We start from the raw sequence: 16,845 nt of genomic DNA, 5'->3' as shown, positions 1-16,845 counted from the left end.
GGGCCATAGAGCCAGCCTAGACTCACGAAAGTGAAACGTACGTTTTCGTTATCCGTCCTGCTCGTGCCCGGCGGTCTCGCCCTCGTGGCCGCGACCTACGGTCTCGTCCGGCTCGCGACCGGGCTCTACCTGCCCGACGTCCAGGACGAGCTCGGACTGGGCACCGCGGCCGCGGGACTGGTGTCGAGCGGCGCCTCGCTGGCCTACTGCCTCGGCGCGCTCCTGGGGCTGGTGCTCGCCACGCGGCGGGCCCGCACGCTCGTCGTCGTCGCCGCGCTGACGGCCGGGGGAGGGGCCCTCGGGCTCTCGGTCGCCCCGGACGCCCCGACGTTCGCCGTCCTCGCGGTCTCCGCCTCGGTGGGCGCCGGGGTGGTGTCGCCGGCGCTCGTGGAGGTCCTGCGACGCGACCCGGTCGTGGCGGGCGACCCGTCCGCGCAGTCGACGGTCAACGCCGGCACCGGGCCGGGGCTCGTCGTGGCCGGCGCGCTGGCCCTCACGCTGCTCCCGGACTGGCGCGCGGCGTGGGCGTGGTCGGGTCTGCTCACGTTCGCCGTCGCGGCGCTCGTGCTCCTGGCCGCGCGGGGTGGAGGGACGGGGGAGCAGGCCCCGAGCGTGACGTTGCCGCGCTCCTGGTGGTCGGCGCACCGGCGCGTGGTGGCCGCCAGCCTGCTCCTCGGTGCCGGTTCCGCTGCGGTGTGGAGCTACGGTCGCGTGGTGGTCCTCGAGGCGGGTGGAGGGACCACCACGTCGGTCGTCGCCTGGATCGCGCTGGGCGTGGGCGGGACCGCCGTCGTCGCCACCGCAGGCCGGCTGGGCCGGCGCTCTCCACGCACCGCGTGGGCACTCACCTGCGGCGTCACCGCGGCCGCGACGCTCGCGCTCGGGCTGGGGTCCGGCTCGGCGGTCGTCGCCGTCGTCGCGTGCGCGGTGTTCGGGTGGGGCTTCGTCGCCGCCACGGGCGCACTCATCGCCTGGACGCTCGACGTCGACCAGGGGCGCGGGGCGTCGGGGACGGCGCTGCTGTTCGTCGTGCTCGTGCTCGGTCAGGCCCTCGGCTCGGCCCTCGCGGGCGCCCTCGTGGGCGGCGTCGGGCACGAGGCGGCGTTCGCGGCTGCCGCCTGCCTGACCGCGGTCGGCGCGGTCGTGGCGGTGCCGGTGCGGGTCAGGAGGCCCCGGGCCGCAGGCGCAGCCACACCCGGTCGCCCTCGTGCAGCCCGAGGGCCGTCGCGTCCGTGCGGGTGAGGCTGACGAGCACCGGGCCCGGCTGGCGGGCGTCCTCGGGCGTGACCTCCAGGCGCACCTCGAACCCGATCCGCGTCCAGCGGGTGATCGTGCCCACCGTGACCGCCGCCTGCTCGTAGCGCGAGATCTCGATGTCGTGCGGGCGCACCAGGTGGTCGCCGAGCCTGGTCACGGGACCGAGGAAGGACAGCACGAAGTCGCTCGCCGGCTTGTCGTAGAGGTCGTCGGGCGTGCCGACCTGCTCGATGCGGCCGTCGTTGATCACCACGATCGAGTCGGCCACCTCGAGCGCCTCCTCCTGGTCGTGCGTGACGAACACCGTGGTCACGTGCATCTCGTCGTGCAGGCGGCGCAGCCAGTCCCGCAGCTCCTTGCGGACCTTCGCGTCGAGCGCGCCGAACGGCTCGTCGAGCAGCAGCACCGACGGCTCGATGGCGAGGGCGCGAGCCAGTGCCATGCGCTGACGTTGTCCGCCCGAGAGCTGCGTCGGGCGACGGTCCGCGAACTGCTCGAGGTGCACGAGCCGCAGCAGCTCATCGACCTTGGCCTCGACCTCGGCCTTCGGGCGCTTGCGGATCTCCAGGCCGAACGACACGTTGCGTCGCACGCTGAGGTGCTTGAACGCGGCGTAGTGCTGGAAGACGAACCCGACGTTGCGCTTCTGCACGGGCACGCCGGTGGTGTCGACGCCCTCGATGACGACCGAGCCGGAGTCGGCGCTCTCCAGGCCGGCGATGATCCGCAGCAGCGTGGTCTTGCCGCCACCGCTCGGTCCGAGCAGGGCGGTGAGCTGGCCGGTGGGGATCGACAGGTCGACGTCGTCGAGCGCGACGAAGTCGCCGAACCGCTTGCTGACGCCTGCGACCTCGATGCTCATGGGGCCTTCCCTCTCAGTGGCGGTCCGCGCGGGAGCGCAGGACCTGGACGACGACGATGCAGACGACGGAGACGCTGGCGAGCAGGAACGCGATCGCGTAGGCGCCCTCGACGTCGAAGTTGAGGTACTTCTCCTCCACGGCCAGCGTGGCGGTCCGGGTCTCGCCGAGGACGTTGCCCGACACGACCTTGACGGCGCCGAACTCACCGAGCGAACGGGCGAGGGTCAGCACGACGCCGTAGACGACCGCCCAGCGGATGCCCGGCAGGGTGATCCGCCAGAAGGTCTGCCAGGGGTTGGCGCCGAGCGAGCGGGCGGCCTGCTCCTGCTCGGTGCCGATCTCGCGCAGCACCGGCACGACCTCGCGGATGACGAGTGGCAGGGAGACGAACGCCGTCGCCATGACGATGCCGGGCGTGGAGAAGATGACCTGGAAGCCCCAGCCCTCGAGCGTGGGGCCGAACCACCCGCCGCGCCCGCCGTAGACGAGCACGAGGGCCAGACCGATGACGATCGGCGAGACGGAGAGCGGCAGGTCGAGCGCGGCGCTGAGCAGACGCTTGCCCGGGAACTCGGTGCGCACCAGCAGCAGCGACATGCTGACGCCGAACACGAGGTTGATGGCCGTCGCGCAGAGGGCGGCGACGGCGGTGAGCTGCAGTGCCGCCACCATGTCGGGGTCCTCGAACAGGCCGCGCAACGACGTCAGGCCGTCGGCGAACGTGTTGGTCACGACGAGCGCGACCGGCCAGACCACGAGCAGTGCGAGGTACACGACCGCGACGACGCGCAGCAGGTAGGTGACCGGGCCACGGGGGTGGCGGGTCGTCCGAGCGTCAGCCACGGTCGCTGATCCTCCTCTGCAGCAGGTCGAGCACGACGATGGTCGCCAGCGAGACGAGCAGCAGCAGGGTCGCGATGGACGCGGCGGCCTCGGGGTTGTCGTTCTCGATCGCGCTCAGGATGCGCACGGACGCCACCTCGGAGGTGAAGGGCAGGTTGCCCGACAGCAGCACGAGCGACCCGTACTCGCCCACGGCCCGCGCGAACGACAGCGCCGCGCCTGCGGTGATGGCCGGCGCGAGGCTGGGCAGGATGACGCGGCGGAACGTGGTGAACCGGCTCGCGCCGAGCGACGCGGCGGCTTCCTCGACCTCGAGGTCGAGCTCCTCCAGCACGGGCTGGACCATGCGGACCACGAACGGCAGCGTCACGAACAGGAACGCCAGGTACACCGACGCTCCGGAGTTCGCGACGTTGATGCCGAGCGGGCTGTCGTCCTTGCCGTAGAGCGACAGGAGCACGAGCCCGGCCACGATCGTCGGCAGGGCGAACGGGATGTCGATGACCACCTCGAGCACCCCCTTGCCGGGGAACCGGTCGCGGACGAGCACCCAGGCGATGACGGTGCCGACGACGACGTTCACGGCGGTCACGGCGACGGCGGCCTCGAGCGTCAGCACGATGGCCGAGCGGGTCTGCGCGTTGGTGATCGCCCGCCAGAAGTTCGCCCAGCCGCCCTCGGACGCGGTGATGACGACCGCGCAGAGGGGGATGAGGACGAGCAGGCTGAACCACAGCATCGAGATGCCGAGGCCGAGCCCGGACGTGCGGGTGAGGGTGCTCGGCAGCGCCGGCCGGAAGCGTGCCGGCCGGCGCTGCGCCGGTGCGGTGGAGGTCATGCCGTCCTGAGGGTCGTCGGTGCGGTCGGGCCGGGCGTTACTGCGAGGCCTTGCCGGACTTCGCGATGGCCTCGGTGACGATGCCGACGGGCGCGCCGTCCTTGCCGTCGCCGAAGAGCTTGTCCTTCACGCCGCTCCAGTCGTGCCCGCCGAAGTCGTCGGCGAGGGTCAGGAGGTTCTTGACCTTCGGGAACGGGTCGGAAGCGTCGGCGGCACCCTTGATGTCGGAGGCCTTCAGGCCCACGGCGGACAGGTCGGCGACGCCGGGCTGCTCCTCGTTGAGGGGGCGGAAGCCCTTGAGCGCGAACTCGCGCTGGCCGGTCTTGCCGAGCACGAAGTCGAGCCACGGCTCGGTCGCCGGGACGTGCTTCTTCAGCACGGCGCCGGGGTTCTCGATCAGCACGGTGGTGTCGGGGATGACGTAGTCGAAGCCCTGGCCGTTCTGGTTCGCCAGGATGGCCTCGTTCTCGTAGGCCAGGAGCACGTCGCCCGTGCCGCCCAGGAAGCTCTGGGTGGCGTCGCGACCGCTGTTGGTCAGCGACACCACGTTCTTGAAGAGCTTGTCGACGTACGCGGTGGCCTCGGCGTCGCTGCCGCCCTGGCTGGTCACGCTGCCCCACGCGGCGAGCGCGTTCCAGCGGGCCGCGCCGGAGGAGGCGGGGTTGGCCGTGACGATCTTCACGCCGGGCTTGACCAGGTCGTCCCAGCCCTGGATGTTCTTGGGGTTGCCCTTGCGGACGCCGAGCACGACCACCGAGGTCGAGACGATGCCCTGGTTGGGGCCGTCGTCCCAGGTCTTGTCGACGAGGCCCGCGTCGACCAGGCGGTCGACGTCGGTCGCGACGGACAGGTGGACGTAGTCGGCGGGCAGGCCATCGGCCACCGCGCGGCTCTGGTCGCCGGACGCGCCGTAGGAGGTCTTGAACGAGACGCCCTTGCCCTCGGGCGTCTCCTCGAACTTCTCGGCGATCGCCTTGTTGGCCGCCTCGGGGACCGCGAAGCCGACGATCTTGATCGTGTCGGCGCTGCTGGAGCCACCCGACCCGCAGGCGCTGAGCACCAGGGCGGAGGCGGCCGCGAGCGCGGCGGCGGTCGTCAGTCGGCGGCGGAGCGTCGTCATGGAGTCGTCCTCGGGTCTCGGGCGCACCCTCGGGGGTGGTGCGTCGAGGTACGACGGTAGGCGTCCGGGACCGCGCTGCACGCAGGTCTCATCATGTGGACCCCGAGGTCGGGGAGTGAGACGGACGGCCAGAGCCGCGCGCTGGGCGCGGCCCGGCCCTTGCGGCGGGTCAGGCGAAGACGACGGTGCGTGGTCCGTTCATCAGCACGCGCGACTCGGCGTGCAGGCGCACCGCGCGCGAGAGCGTCTGGGCCTCGACGTCGCGGCCCACGCGGGCCAGGTCGGCGGGCGCCATGCGGTGGTCGACGCGCTGGACGCCCTGCTCGATGATCGGGCCCTCATCGAGGTCGGCGGTGACGTAGTGGGCCGTCGCGCCGATCAGCTTGACGCCGCGGGCGTGGGCCTGGTGGTAGGGGCGCGCGCCCTTGAAGCTGGGCAGGAAGCTGTGGTGGATGTTGATGGCTCGCCCCGCCAGCGAGCGGCAGAGGTCGTCGCTGAGGATCTGCATGTACCGCGCGAGCACCACGAGGTCGACCTCCAGGTCCTCGACGAGAGAGAGCACCTGCGCCTCCACGTCGGCCTTCGTCTCCCGGGTGACCGGCAGGTGGTGGAACGGCACGTCGTACGCGTCGGCGAGCCGCTCGAGGTCGCGGTGGTTCGACACCACGGCGGGCACCTCGATGTTGAGGGAGCCGGAGCTCTGCCGGTAGAGCAGGTCGTTCAGGCAGTGGCCCTCCTTGGAGACCATCACGAGGGTGCGCGCCGGCCGCTCGGCCTCGACGAGCCGGAACTGCATGTCCAGCTCGGCGGCGACCTGCCCGAAGCCGTCCGCGAGCGCCGCGGTCTGTGCGTCCGAGCCGAAGTCGACGTGCAGGCGCAGGAAGAACTCGCCCGACCCGTCGTCGGCCGGCTGCTCCGTGTACTGCTGGGAGTCGAGGATGTTGCCGCCGGCCTCGTGGATCCACCGGGTCACGGCGTACACGAGCCCCGGCCGGTCCGGGCAGGACAGCGTCAGGACGTGGGTGCTGGTCACCCGCCGCAGTCTAGGCAGCGGGTGCGGCCTGCGCGGGGGCGGTGGCCGGGGCGGTGCCCTGGTGGCGCGGGCGCTCGAACAGCAGCACGACGACCAGTCCGACGACGAACGCGGCGGCCGGCAGCCAGAAGGCCTCCGACATCGCCCGCGAGAAGGCCTCGGCCACCGGCGCGGGCATGCTCGCGGAGCCACCGGTCGCGGACTGGAACGCGCTCGCGTCGCCCTGCAGGCCGTTGGCGGCCAGGCGCGATCCGATGAGCGCGGCGACGGCGGCGCTGCCGAGGGCCGCGGCCACCTGGCGCGTCGTGTTGTAGACGCCGGCACCGGCGCCGGCCGACGACATCGGCAGGTTCCGCGTGGCCGTGGCGCTCAGCGGGGCCCAGAGGAACGCGTTGGACACACCGAAGAGCGCCATGGGCAGCAGCAGCTGCCACGCGGGCGTCGTCGGGTCGACGAGGCTGCCGAGCCAGCGCATGGCCACCGCGGCGGTGCCGAAGCCCACGAGCGTCAGCAGACGCGGGTGGACGCGGTCGGACAGCTTGCCCACCACGGGCGAGAGGAGCAGCAGCACCACGGCCATGGGCGTCATGAAGAGCGCCGACTCGGTCGGGCTCCAGCCGCGGGCGCCCTGCGCGTAGAACATGAACGGCAGGCTCATGGCGGTGATGGCGAGCGAGACCATGGCGATGGCGACGTTGCCGACCGAGAAGTTGCGGTCGCGGAACAGCCCGAGCGGCACGAGCGGCTCGCGGCGCACGCGCGCCTGCCAGGCGACGAACAGGCCGAGCACGACGACCCCGAGCGCGATGAGCAGCGGGACGCTGATCGGCCCGGTGATGGTGCCCCAGTCGTACCGCTCGCCCTCTTGGATGCCGAAGACGAGCAGGAACATGCCGGCGGCGCTGAGCGCGACGCCGAGCCAGTCGATGGTGTGGGCGTGCGTCTCGAGCACGGGCACCAGACGGACGGCGAGGACGAAGCCGACGAGACCGACCGGGATGTTGACGAAGAAGATCCACTCCCAGCCGGCGGCGTCGACGAGCACGCCGCCGAGGATCGGGCCGACGAGCGTCGCGACGCCCGCGGTGGCGCCCCAGAGCGCCATGGCGCTGCCGCGCTTGGCGGCCGGGAACGTGCGGGTGATGACCGCCATGGTCTGCGGCGTGAGGAGCGACGCGCCGATCCCCTGCACCACGCGGGCGGCGATGAGCCCGCCGATCGAGTCCGTCAGCCCGCACCACAGGGAAGCCAGGGTGAAGATGGTCAGGCCGAGCAGGTAGACGTTCTTCGGCCCGAAGCGGTCGCCGAGACGTCCGGTGACCAGCAGCGGCACGGCGTAGGCGAGCAGGTAGGCGCTCGTGACCCAGATGCCGCTGTTGTAGTCGGTGCGCAGGTCCTCGATGATCGCCGGCGTCGCCACCGACACGATCGTGTTGTCGACGAGGATCATGAAGAACCCGATGACCATCGCCCAGAGGGCGGGCCAGGGGGACGGCGTCGTCGAGGAGGTGGCGCCGGGCTGCTGCGGCTCGCTCAGTTGGGTCACGCAACCAGTGTGCCGTCGTGTGCCGACAGAAGCAGCGCCAGTGGCCGACGTCTCACTCGCACTGACGGAGCACGCCGACGCAGCAGCGGGCCGCGACGCCTGCGTCCAGCCAGCCCAGTCCAGGCCGGTCCAACCCAGGCCGCAGGTCGGCTACCGCAGGTCGTCGGCGAGCAGGTCGTAGGAGACGAGGTCGTCGAGCGTGTCGTCGCCCAGCATCTCGGCCTGGCGCTCCACCCCGAGCCGACGGAACCCGGACCGCTCGGCCACGCGGTTGCTGGCCACGTTGCCCGCGGCGGCCAGCAGGCTGAGTCGGTGCAGCCCGGGGCCGTCGGGCGAGAACGCCCAGTGCGTGACCGCCTCCACAGCCTCGCCCACGAGTCCGCGACCGCGCGCATCGGGGTGCGCCCAGTAGCCCACCTCGGCCGTGCCGGGGTTCACGCCGCCGAGGTGCATGAGCGTCACGAGAGCGACGAGGTCGTCGGAGACGGGGTCGGCCACGGCCCAGGTGATCTTCTCCCCGGTCGCGGAGCGCCACGTGCAGTCGGCCACGAAGGCGCGGGCCACCTCGGGCGTGTAGGGGTGCGGCAGCGTCCGCAGCCAGTGCCGCGTGGTCGGGTCGGAGCACGCCTGCGCCACGCGGTGCGCGTCGGTCTCCACGAGCGGTCGCAGCTGCAGGCGGTCGGTCCTGAGCCTCGGCGCGTCCTGCCACGGCCGGCGGGCGTAGGGCGCGTCGCCGAAGCGCAGCACGGCCGTCCAGGCGTCGAGCGTACGGCCGCGCTCGTGCAGCAGGGCGGGTGCGGTGCCCACCAGCTCGAAGCCGCAGGCGTGCGCGACCCGCAGGGACGCCTCGTTGCCCACGTGGGCCCGCCAGTGCACCGCCTCGATCCCGGCCTCGGTGAAGCCGTGGTCGACGGCGAGCCGCACGGCGGCGGTCATGATGCCGCGACCTCGCGCCCACGGGTGGAGCGTGAAGCCGATGTCGGCGACGGGGCCGCCGCGCACGTCGACGTTCCCGGCGAAGCGCGGACGTCCGTCGTCGTCCTCGGCCTCCACGACCCACATGCGGGCGGTGCCCTCGTCCCAGGCGCGGGCGCCGACGTGCAGGGCGAACTGCTCGCTCATCTCCCGCGTGTTCGGGATCGGCACGGCGGTCCAGCGCTGCATGGCGGGGTCCTGCGTCATCTCCCACATCGGCTCGACGTCGGCCGGGGTGGCCGCGCGCAGCGTGACGACGCCGTCGGTCAGCACCGGGACCGACAGCGGGAACGGCAGCCCGTTCACCGCGCGCGCAGGATGTCGAGGATCTCGTCGAGCTTGGCGCCGTGCTCGTCCAGGGTCCGGGTGTGGTCGGCGAGGGTCCGGGTGTGGTCGGCGAGGGTCCGGGTGTGCTCGGCGAGGGTGCCCGTGTGACCGTCGACCGTCGAACGGATCTCCGAGACGATCTCGTACAGGTCGTCGACGTCGTTGCGCAGCTGGCTCACGCGGTCCGGCGGGGTCATGCGGCCACGCTACTGCGCGTGCACGCCCACGACCAAGGCCTTCGTGGCCGACCTGTGGACGGGCGCGACCTCAGCGCTGCTCGGCGCGGAACGGGTCGGCCGCGTACACGCCGAGCACGCGCGTCTCGGTGGTGAAGAAGCCGAGCTCCTCCAGGGCCCGAGCCACGTGCGGGTCGTCGGGGTGCCCGTCGACCTCGGCGAGGAACTGGGTGGCCGTGAACTCCCCGCCGACCATGTAGCTCTCGAGCTTCGTCATGTTGACGCCGTTCGTGGCGAACCCGCCGAGTGCCTTGTAGAGGGCGGCGGGGAGGTTGCGGACGTTGAAGATGAAGGTGGTGACGACGGGGCCCGCCCCCTGGGGTGCGCGCACCGGCTCGCGGGACAGCTCCACGAAGCGCGTGGTGTTGTGGTCCTCGTCCTCGACGTCTGCGGCGAGGATGTCGAGGCCGTAGATCTCGGCCGCGAGCGGCGGCGCGATGGCGGCGGAGGTGACGTCGGCGGCCTCGGCGATCTCGCGCGCGGCCCCGGCGGTGTCACCGGAGACGATCGGGGTCCATCCGTGCTGGCCGATGATCTTGCGGCACTGCCCGAGCGCGTGCACGTGGCTGTGCACGGTGCGCACGGTCTCCAGCGTCGTGCCCGGGACGCCCATGACCATGAACTGGATGCGCAGGAAGTGCTCGCCGACGATGTGCAGCCCCGACGTCGGCAGGAAGTGGTGGATGTCGGCGACCCGGCCGGCGATCGAGTTGTCGATCGGGATCATGGCGAGGTCGGCGTCGCCGCCCGTGACCGCCGCGAACACGTCCTCGAACGACGCGCAGGCCACGGCCTCGGCGTCGGGGTGGTGCTGCTGGCAGACGATGTGGGAGTTCGCGCCGGGCTCTCCCTGGTACGCGATGCGGCGGACGGTCACGCGCCCAGTGTGGCACCGCCGCGTCAGGCGGTGCGGTGGGCTCCTGCTGCGGCCCGGACGGCGAAGACCTCCGGTGCCCTCCACCCCAGCGCGTCGTAGCGCTGCTCCACCAGCTCGCGCACGGCGCGCGCCTTGGTCTGGGGGACGAGCGCGATGGCCGACCCGCCGAACCCGCCTCCGGTCATGCGCGCCCCCAGGGCCCCGCCCTCGACGGCCGCCTCGACCGCGACGTCGAGCTCGGTGCAGCTGACCTCGAAGTCGTCGCGCAGCGAGACGTGCGAGGCGGTGAGGATGGTGCCGAGCTGCTCGAAGTCGTTCTCGCCGAGCGTCCGCAACGCCGCCTTGACCCGCGCGGTCTCGGTGAAGACGTGCTGGGTGCGGCGGCGCAGCACCGGGTCCTCCAGGCGGACGAGGGCGTCGAGCCCGGCCTTCGCGAGGTGCTCGAGGCCGAGCTCGGTGGCAGCCCGCTCGCACTCCTCGCGCCGCTCGCCGTACCCGCCGCCGACGTTCGAGTGGTCGACGCCGGTCGCGACGACGAGGAGCGCGAGGTCGGCGGTGGCGAGGTCGAACGGCACCCGCGTCGGATCGTCGTCGGACAGCGGGTCGGTGACCACCGCCTCGCCTGCTCGCCCGAACGTGACGGCGAGCTGGTCCATGAGTCCGGTGGGCGCCCCCACGAAGTCGTTCTCGGCGCGCTGCGCGAGGCGCGCCACCTCCAGCGGCGCGACGTCGAGGTCGGCGACGTCGGCCAGCGCCGAGACGACCCCCACGGTGAGTGCCGCCGACGAGGAGAGTCCGGAGCCCAGCGGCAGGGTCGACTCGAGCACCAGGTCGACGCCCGGCAGCGGGCCCGCGGTCCCGAGCGCCCAGACGGCGCCCGCCGGGTAGGCGGCCCAGTCGTCGGCCGACACCGTGCCGTCGTCGGGTGCGACGTCGGTGCGGAAGGTCGCGCGCTCGCGGGTGCCGTCGGGCAGCGTGCTCCAGACGTTGACCGCGTCGTCGTCGCGGCGGCGGACCTTCACCGTGAGGAAGCGGTCGATCGCGAACGGCACCGAGGGACCGCCGTTGTAGTCGAGGTGCTCCCCGATGAGGTTGACCCGACCCGGAACCTGCCACGTGCGTACGTCGCTCACGGCCCCGAGCCTAGGACCTGTCCCGCGAGGAGCCACTGGCACAATGCACAGCATGTCCAGCAGCACCCGTCCACGCTCGCTGTCCGGCATCCAGCCGACGGCCGAGTCGTTCCACCTCGGGAACTACCTGGGAGCGGTGCGGCAGTGGGTCGGCCTGCAGGAGGACCACGACGCGTTCTACTTCATCGCCGACCTGCACGCCCTGACGGTGCAGCCCGACCCGGCGCAGCTGCGCGCGCGGGTGCACCGCTCGGCCGCCCAGCTGCTGGCCGCCGGCGTCGACCCCGAGCGGTCGGCCCTGTTCTGCCAGAGCCACGTGCCGGAGCACACCCAGCTGGCGTGGGTCTTCAACTGCCTCACGGGCTTCGGCGAGGCGGGCCGCATGACCCAGTTCAAGGACAAGAGCGCGAAGGCGGGCGCCGACAAGGCGAGCGTCGGGCTGTTCACGTACCCGATCCTGCAGGCCGCCGACATCCTGCTCTACAACCCGCACCACGTGCCGGTGGGCGAGGACCAGCGCCAGCACCTCGAGCTGTCGCGCAACCTCGCGCAGCGCTTCAACCACCACTACGGCGAGACGTTCCGCCAGCCCGAGGCCTACATCGTCAAGGGCACCGCCAAGATCGCCGACCTGCAGGACCCGACCGCGAAGATGAGCAAGTCGGCGTCGTCGCCGAACGGCATCGTCGACCTGCTGGACGACCCGAAGAAGGCGGCCAAGAAGATCCGCTCGGCGGTCACGGACTCCGGCGACACGATCCGCGTTTCGGCGAGCGCACCCGCGCCTACCTCGACGACCCCGCCGAGCTCGACCGCGTGCTCGCCGCGGGGGCGGCCCGCGCCCGCGAGGTTGCGGCGCCGGTGGTGGTGGACGTGTACGACAAGGTCGGGCTCGTCCGCGGTGTCTGACCCCTGCCTGGAGGGCGTGACGTCGCAGGACGGCGCGCTGACCTTCGGTGTCGCGATCGCCGTCCCGGAGCCGTTCGGCGAGCGGCTGCGCGCCCATAGGGCGTCGTTCGGCGACCCTGCGGCCGCGCAGATCCCCAGCCACATCACGCTGCTGCCCCCCGACCAGGTCACCGAGGACGGGCTCGACGACCTCGCGGCGCGGCTCGAGCACGTGGCCGCCCGGACGGCTCCGTTCGAGGTGACGCTGCAGGGCACCGGCACGTTCCGGCCCGTCTCGCCCGTGGTCTTCGTGGCGGTCAGCCGCGGCATCGCGGAGGCGGGGGTCCTCGCGGCCGACCTGCGGGCCGCGCTCGACGCGCCGGAGCCGCTGTTCCCCTTCCACCCCCACGTGACGGTGGCGCACCACCTCGACGACGCCGCCCTCGACCACGCCTACGCGACGCTCGAGGACTTCGGCTGCGACTTCGACGTCACCGAGGTCGCGCTCTACCTGCACCGCGAGGGCGAGGGGTGGTCGACCCACCGCACGTTCGCGCTCGAGGGACCGCGCCCCGGCTGAGCCCGACGGTCCGGCGTCTCAGCGCAGGATGCGGTCGACCAGCTCCTCGATCGCGGTCTCGAGCGGCACGCCGGTGTCGAGCGGCACGGTCAGCTGGTCCAGCACCAGGCCGTCGACGGCGTGGTGGAGCAGGGCGAGCTCCGTGCGTCCGCCGGGCAGGCCGGCCTCGGCGTTGAAGACGACGTCGTCCTCGAAGGCGCGCTGTCGCCAGGCGCCGAGGGTCGCGGCGACGTGGGGTCGCCGCGCGGCCTCCAGGCGCAGCTCGAAGAGCGCCAGCGCCACGTGCGGGTCGGCGCGGAGTCGTCGCACGACGTCGCGCACGTAGGCGGTGAACAGGGCGCGGTCGGCCGGGGCGTCTCCTCGCACGGCCTCGGCGTCGGGCGTGAGGCGCTCGCCGATGCGCTCGACCAGGGCCGCGACGAGGTCGTCGCGGCGGGGGAAGTAGTTCGACGCCGTCCCGACCGGAAGGCCGGCGGCCCTGTCGACGGCACGGTGGGTGAGTCCCCGCGCGCCCTCCTGTGCGAGCACGCGGATCCCGGCGTCGGCGAGCGCGGCACGGCGGTGGTCGTTGCGGGGCACGGGACCACCCTAGCGACACCACGACACCTGTCGTACTCTGACCACGACAGGTGTCGTGATAGGAGGACAGGTGCGAGAGCTCGTCTACTACGTGGCCGTCAGTGTCGACGGCTTCATCGCCGATGTCGACGGCGGCTTCGATGCGTTCATGGTCGAGGGCGACCACGAGTCCGTCGTGCTGCAGGAGTACGCCGACGCCCTCCCCGCCCACGCGCACGCCGCTCTGGGCACCGAGCCGCCGGGGACGCGGTTCGACACCGTCGTCATGGGGTGGAACACCCTGCGGCCCGCGCTCGACGTGGGGATCGCGAGCCCCTACCCGCACCTGCACCAGGTCGTGGCGAGCCGCGGTGGACGGACGGTCGACCCGACGCTCGCGCTCGTGCGCGACCCCGTGGCCTGCGTGCGCGAGCTCAAGGCCGGCGACGGGCTCGACGTCTGGCTGTGCGGCGGGGGCCGGCTGGCGGGCGCACTGCTCCCCGAGATCGATCGCCTCGTCCTGAAGCGTCACCCTGTCGTGCTCGGAGCCGGGATCCCGTTGTTCGGCGGGGTCACCGCCGGCGCCGCGCGCTTCACCCCGACCCGGCTGCGCCCGTTCGAGTCGGGCGTCGTGGTGGAGGAGTATGCACGCCGCTGAGGCCCGTGAGGCCGGTCAAGGCTGCACGCCCTCCTGCAGCGAGAGCAACAGCTCGTCGTGGAAGGCGAGTGCCGCGAGCTGCAGGGTGTCGCGGCGGTGCGCCAGGGCGATGTGCCGGTCGAGCGAGGGGTTGCGCAGGGCCACCGGTCGCAGCCCCGGCCGGTTCGCCAGCACCATCTCCGGCACCACCGCGTACCCGAGCCCTGCCTCGACGAAGCGGAGCACGGACAGCATCTCCCCGCCCTCGACCGACACCTGCGGCGTGAACCCGGCGGCGGCGCAGGCGGCGAGCGTCGTCTCGCGCAGGTCGTAGCCGGTGCGGAACATCACGAGCGGCAGGTCGCGCAGGGCACCCACGTCGACGGCGTCCGGCAGGGCGTCGTCGACGGGCGCCGCGAGCACCAGCCGGTCGCGCCGCAGCAGCACGGTCTCGAGGTCGGGCCGCTCCTCCGACAGCGGCGTGATGAGCAGGGCGACGTCGAGCCGACCCTGGGCGAGCTCGTGGGTGAGCACCCGCGACCCGCTCTCGTGCACCTCCAGCTCGATCAAGGGGTGCGACTCGTGGAACCGGGTCAGGACCTCGGGGAGCAGGCCGTCGCAGATCGACGGGGTGGCGCCGAGGCGCACCCGCCCGCGCCGCAGGCCGGCCACCTCGTGGACGGCCCGTCGGGCCGACTCGACGTCGATGAGGATGCGCTCGGCGTGGGGGAGGAGCGCCTCGCCGGCGCTGGTCAGCTCGATGCCGCCGGGCTGCCGCACGAACAGCGGGGTGCCGAGGGAGTTCTCCAGCACGCGGACCTGCTTGGACAGGCTGGGCTGGGCGACGCCGACCTCGGCTGCCGCGCGGGTGAAGTTGCGCGTACGCGCCACCGCGACGAAGTAGGAGAGCTGCTGGAACTGCACGATCCCCAGCCTACTCCTCGATAGCCGCAGGCTATGAAGGTTGGCCTCATCATGACTTAGCGCTTAGGTAAGAATCGCGTTAACGTCGGATCGTGGCCACTACTCTGACTCGCGCGTCGGCGCGCAGGTCGACCGTCGTGCTCAAGTACACGATGGCCGTGTCCGGGCTGATCATGCTCGGCTACCTGCTCGTCCACATGTACGGCAACCTCAAGTTCTTCCAGGGGCAGGAGTACTTCGACTCCTACCTCGAGGGCCTGGAGGACATCTTCTACCCCTACCTGCCGCACGGCGGGGCCCTGTGGATCCTCCGCGTGGTGCTCCTCGCGTCGCTCGTCGCGCACGTCTACTGCGCGATCACGCTCTGGCGGCGCAACAAGGTGGCGGCGGGCTACACCGGTGGCAAGCGCTACCACTCCAAGCAGAACCGCACGGGCATCCAGCGCTCCTACGCGTCGTTCACGATGCGCTGGGGCGGCGTGATCCTGCTGCTGTTCATCATCGGCCACCTCGCCCAGATGCTGCCGAACTGGCTCGCCCCCGGCGGACCGTCGGACAGCAAGTACGAGCGCGTCGTCAACGGGTTCGAGATCTGGTGGGTCGTCCTGCTGTACACGATCGGCCTCGTCGCGGTCGGCTTCCACCTGTGGCACGGCTTCTGGAGCGCCCTCACGACGCTCGGCCAGAACCGCAGCAGCACCCGCAAGGACTCCGTCATCACCATCGCGTCGTGGGTGCTCTCGGTGGTCATCGCCGGTGGCTTCCTGATCGTCCCCTTCGCCGTCTTCTTCTTCGGAGCTGGTTCCTGATGAGTGACACCTACACCCCGACCGGGGCAGCCGAGCAGTTCATCGAGCACGGCGAGGACATCCACGACACGAAGGCGCCCTCGGGTCCCATCGAGCGTCGCTGGGAGCAGCGTCAGTTCGACGCCAAGCTGGTCAACGCGGCCAACCGTCGCAAGATCAAGATCATCGTCGTCGGCACCGGCCTGGCGGGCGCGTCCGCCGCGGCCACCCTCGGCGAGGCCGGCTACCACGTGACGAGCTTCTGCTACCAGGACAGCCCGCGTCGGGCGCACTCGATCGCGGCGCAGGGCGGCATCAACGCGGCCAAGAACTACCGCAACGACGGCGACTCGGTGTACCGGCTCTTCTACGACACGGTCAAGGGCGGCGACTTCCGCTCGCGCGAGTCCAACTCCTACCGCCTCGCGCAGGTCTCGGTGAACATCATCGACCAGTGCGTCGCGCAGGGCGTCCCGTTCGCCCGCGAGTACGGGGGCCTGCTCGACAACCGCTCCTTCGGCGGCGTGCAGGTCTCCCGCACGTTCTACGCGCGCGGCCAGACCGGACAGCAGCTGCTCATCGGCGCCTACCAGGCGCTCGAGCGCCAGGTCGCCGCCGGCACCGTCGAGGTGCACACCCGCCACGAGATGCTCGACCTGGTCATGGTCGACGGCAAGGCGCGCGGCGTCATCGTCCGCGACATGGTCACCGGCGAGATCGAGTCGCACACGGCCGACGCGGTCGTGCTCGCGAGCGGCGGCTACGGCAACGTCTACTTCCTCTCCACCAACGCCATGGGCTGCAACGTCACGGCCACCTGGCGCGCGCACCGTCGCGGCGCCTACTTCGGCAACCCCTGCTACACGCAGATCCACCCGACCTGCATCCCCGTCTCCGGCGACTACCAGTCGAAGCTGACGCTGATGAGCGAGTCGCTGCGCAACGACGGCCGCATCTGGGTGCCGAAGAAGGCCGGCGACGACCGCCACCCGCGTGACATCCCCGAGGACGAGCGCGACTACTACCTCGAGCGCATCTACCCCGCGTTCGGCAACCTGGTGCCCCGCGACATCGCCTCGCGCGCCGCGAAGTACCAGTGCGACGACGGCAAGGGCGTCGGCCCCGGCGGCCTGGGCGTCTACCTCGACTTCGCCGACGCGATCGAGCGCATGGGTCGCCCGGCGGTCGAGGCGAAGTACGGCAACCTCTTCGACATGTACGCCCGGATCACCGGTGAGGACCCGTACACCGAGCCGATGCGCATCTACCCGGCCGTGCACTACGTCATGGGTGGCCTCTGGGTCGACTACGACCTGCAGAGCAACCTCGAGGGCCTCTTCGTCACGGGCGAGGCGAACTTCTCCGACCAGGGCGCGAACCGCCTCGGCGCCTCGGCGCTGATGCAGGGCCTCGCCGACGGCT

17 protein-coding genes and 1 pseudogene are annotated in these 16,845 nt (G+C 72.0%); 6 read left to right on the top strand and 12 right to left on the bottom strand.

Annotated features, from left to right (window positions below; genetic code table 11):
• Positions 1–30 precede the first annotated feature (30 nt).
• Positions 31–1,242 carry an MFS transporter gene (locus A6Q79_RS07860; RefSeq protein ID WP_286690995.1) on the top strand — a complete coding sequence of 404 codons (1,212 nt, stop codon included), beginning with the start codon at positions 31–33 and terminating at the stop codon, positions 1,240–1,242.
• On the opposite strand, the gene A6Q79_RS07855 is transcribed toward A6Q79_RS07860, so the two are convergent.
• The 10 genes from A6Q79_RS07855 to galK all read right to left on the bottom strand — a co-directional run bounded on the left by A6Q79_RS07855 (position 1,163) and on the right by galK (position 11,048).
• Positions 1,163–2,119, bottom strand: a complete 957-nt coding sequence (locus A6Q79_RS07855) for a sulfate/molybdate ABC transporter ATP-binding protein (RefSeq protein ID WP_286690994.1) — start codon at positions 2,117–2,119, stop codon at positions 1,163–1,165. The genes A6Q79_RS07860 and A6Q79_RS07855 overlap by 80 nt on opposite strands.
• Positions 2,120–2,132: 13 nt before the next feature.
• Entirely contained in the window at positions 2,133–2,963 is an 831-nt protein-coding gene (locus A6Q79_RS07850) for a sulfate ABC transporter permease (protein WP_067854921.1), read from the bottom strand.
• On the bottom strand, positions 2,956–3,801 hold the full coding sequence (gene cysT / locus A6Q79_RS07845) for a sulfate ABC transporter permease subunit CysT (protein ID WP_067854926.1): 846 nt from the start codon (positions 3,799–3,801) through the stop codon (positions 2,956–2,958). Before cysT ends, A6Q79_RS07850 begins: the two co-directional genes overlap by 8 nt.
• Before the next feature lie 37 nt (positions 3,802–3,838).
• Entirely contained in the window at positions 3,839–4,921 is a 1,083-nt protein-coding gene (locus A6Q79_RS07840; protein ID WP_067854929.1) for a sulfate ABC transporter substrate-binding protein, read from the bottom strand.
• A 169-nt stretch (positions 4,922–5,090) separates the two neighbouring features.
• Positions 5,091–5,954 (bottom strand): formyltetrahydrofolate deformylase, encoded by an 864-nt coding sequence (gene purU / locus A6Q79_RS07835; RefSeq protein WP_067854932.1) that lies wholly within the window; start codon positions 5,952–5,954, stop codon positions 5,091–5,093.
• A 10-nt stretch (positions 5,955–5,964) separates the two neighbouring features.
• Complete coding sequence (locus A6Q79_RS07830) at positions 5,965–7,500, bottom strand: DHA2 family efflux MFS transporter permease subunit (RefSeq protein ID WP_317697578.1); 1,536 nt, start codon at positions 7,498–7,500, stop codon at positions 5,965–5,967.
• Positions 7,501–7,650: 150 nt separating this feature from the next.
• Entirely contained in the window at positions 7,651–8,781 is a 1,131-nt protein-coding gene (locus A6Q79_RS07825) for a GNAT family N-acetyltransferase (RefSeq protein ID WP_067854935.1), read from the bottom strand.
• The gene (locus A6Q79_RS07820) at positions 8,778–8,999 is read right to left on the bottom strand and encodes a hypothetical protein (protein ID WP_286690993.1); all 222 of its coding nucleotides are present in this window, start codon (positions 8,997–8,999) and stop codon (positions 8,778–8,780) included. The genes A6Q79_RS07825 and A6Q79_RS07820 overlap by 4 nt, the downstream gene beginning before the upstream one ends.
• A gap of 70 nt (positions 9,000–9,069) precedes the next feature.
• Positions 9,070–9,915, bottom strand: coding sequence for a prephenate dehydratase (locus A6Q79_RS07815; RefSeq protein WP_286690992.1), 846 nt, complete (start codon positions 9,913–9,915; stop codon positions 9,070–9,072).
• Positions 9,916–9,938: 23 nt separating this feature from the next.
• Complete coding sequence (galK, locus tag A6Q79_RS07810; protein ID WP_286690991.1) at positions 9,939–11,048, bottom strand: galactokinase; 1,110 nt, start codon at positions 11,046–11,048, stop codon at positions 9,939–9,941.
• A 43-nt stretch (positions 11,049–11,091) separates the two neighbouring features.
• Between galK and trpS the strand changes: the two are divergent.
• Both trpS and A6Q79_RS07800 read left to right on the top strand, forming a co-directional pair.
• Positions 11,092–11,957: pseudogene (gene trpS, locus A6Q79_RS07805) on the top strand (tryptophan--tRNA ligase).
• Positions 11,950–12,516, top strand: coding sequence for a 2'-5' RNA ligase family protein (locus tag A6Q79_RS07800; protein WP_286690990.1), 567 nt, complete (start codon positions 11,950–11,952; stop codon positions 12,514–12,516). The pseudogene trpS and the gene A6Q79_RS07800 overlap by 8 nt, the downstream one beginning before the upstream one ends.
• 18 nt (positions 12,517–12,534) lie before the next feature.
• Here the strand turns inward: A6Q79_RS07800 and A6Q79_RS07795 are convergent, their stop codons facing one another.
• Positions 12,535–13,095, bottom strand: coding sequence for a TetR/AcrR family transcriptional regulator (locus tag A6Q79_RS07795; RefSeq protein WP_067854963.1), 561 nt, complete (start codon positions 13,093–13,095; stop codon positions 12,535–12,537).
• A gap of 70 nt (positions 13,096–13,165) precedes the next feature.
• Between A6Q79_RS07795 and A6Q79_RS07790 the strand changes: the two genes are divergently transcribed.
• Positions 13,166–13,732: a dihydrofolate reductase family protein gene (locus A6Q79_RS07790; RefSeq protein WP_286690989.1), complete on the top strand. Its 567-nt coding sequence runs from the start codon at positions 13,166–13,168 to the stop codon at positions 13,730–13,732.
• Between the two features lie 15 nt (positions 13,733–13,747).
• Here the strand turns inward: A6Q79_RS07790 and A6Q79_RS07785 are convergent, their stop codons facing one another.
• On the bottom strand, positions 13,748–14,635 hold the full coding sequence (locus tag A6Q79_RS07785) for a LysR family transcriptional regulator (protein ID WP_286690988.1): 888 nt from the start codon (positions 14,633–14,635) through the stop codon (positions 13,748–13,750).
• Positions 14,636–14,727: 92 nt separating this feature from the next.
• Here A6Q79_RS07785 and A6Q79_RS07780 point away from each other — a divergent pair, with 92 nt between their 5' ends.
• Together A6Q79_RS07780 and A6Q79_RS07775 are read left to right on the top strand one after the other, a co-directional pair.
• Positions 14,728–15,444: a succinate dehydrogenase cytochrome b subunit gene (locus A6Q79_RS07780; RefSeq protein ID WP_236749812.1), complete on the top strand. Its 717-nt coding sequence runs from the start codon at positions 14,728–14,730 to the stop codon at positions 15,442–15,444.
• On the top strand, positions 15,444–16,845 hold a 1,402-nt coding region (locus tag A6Q79_RS07775), incomplete at its 3' end, for a fumarate reductase/succinate dehydrogenase flavoprotein subunit (RefSeq protein WP_317697568.1). The genes A6Q79_RS07780 and A6Q79_RS07775, both read left to right, overlap by 1 nt.

It is taken from the genome of Aeromicrobium sp. REDSEA-S32_B7, from assembly GCF_001626145.1.
Taxonomy (GTDB): domain Bacteria; phylum Actinomycetota; class Actinomycetes; order Propionibacteriales; family Nocardioidaceae; genus Aeromicrobium; species Aeromicrobium erythreum.
The sequence above is the reverse complement of the archived record's forward strand: the minus strand, read 5'-3'. Positions and strand labels throughout refer to the sequence as shown.

Bases quoted from the DNA above. Each gene is read 5' to 3' on its own strand.
- A6Q79_RS07840 (WP_067854929.1), bottom strand. From the start codon at position 4,921: ATGACGACGCTCCGCCGCCGACTGACGACCGCCGCCGCGCTCGCGGCC.
- A6Q79_RS07855 (WP_286690994.1), bottom strand. From the start codon at position 2,119: ATGAGCATCGAGGTCGCAGGCGTCAGCAAGCGGTTCGGCGACTTCGTC.
- cysT (WP_067854926.1), bottom strand. From the start codon at position 3,801: ATGACCTCCACCGCACCGGCGCAGCGCCGGCCGGCACGCTTCCGGCCG.
- A6Q79_RS07820 (WP_286690993.1), bottom strand. From the start codon at position 8,999: ATGACCCCGCCGGACCGCGTGAGCCAGCTGCGCAACGACGTCGACGAC.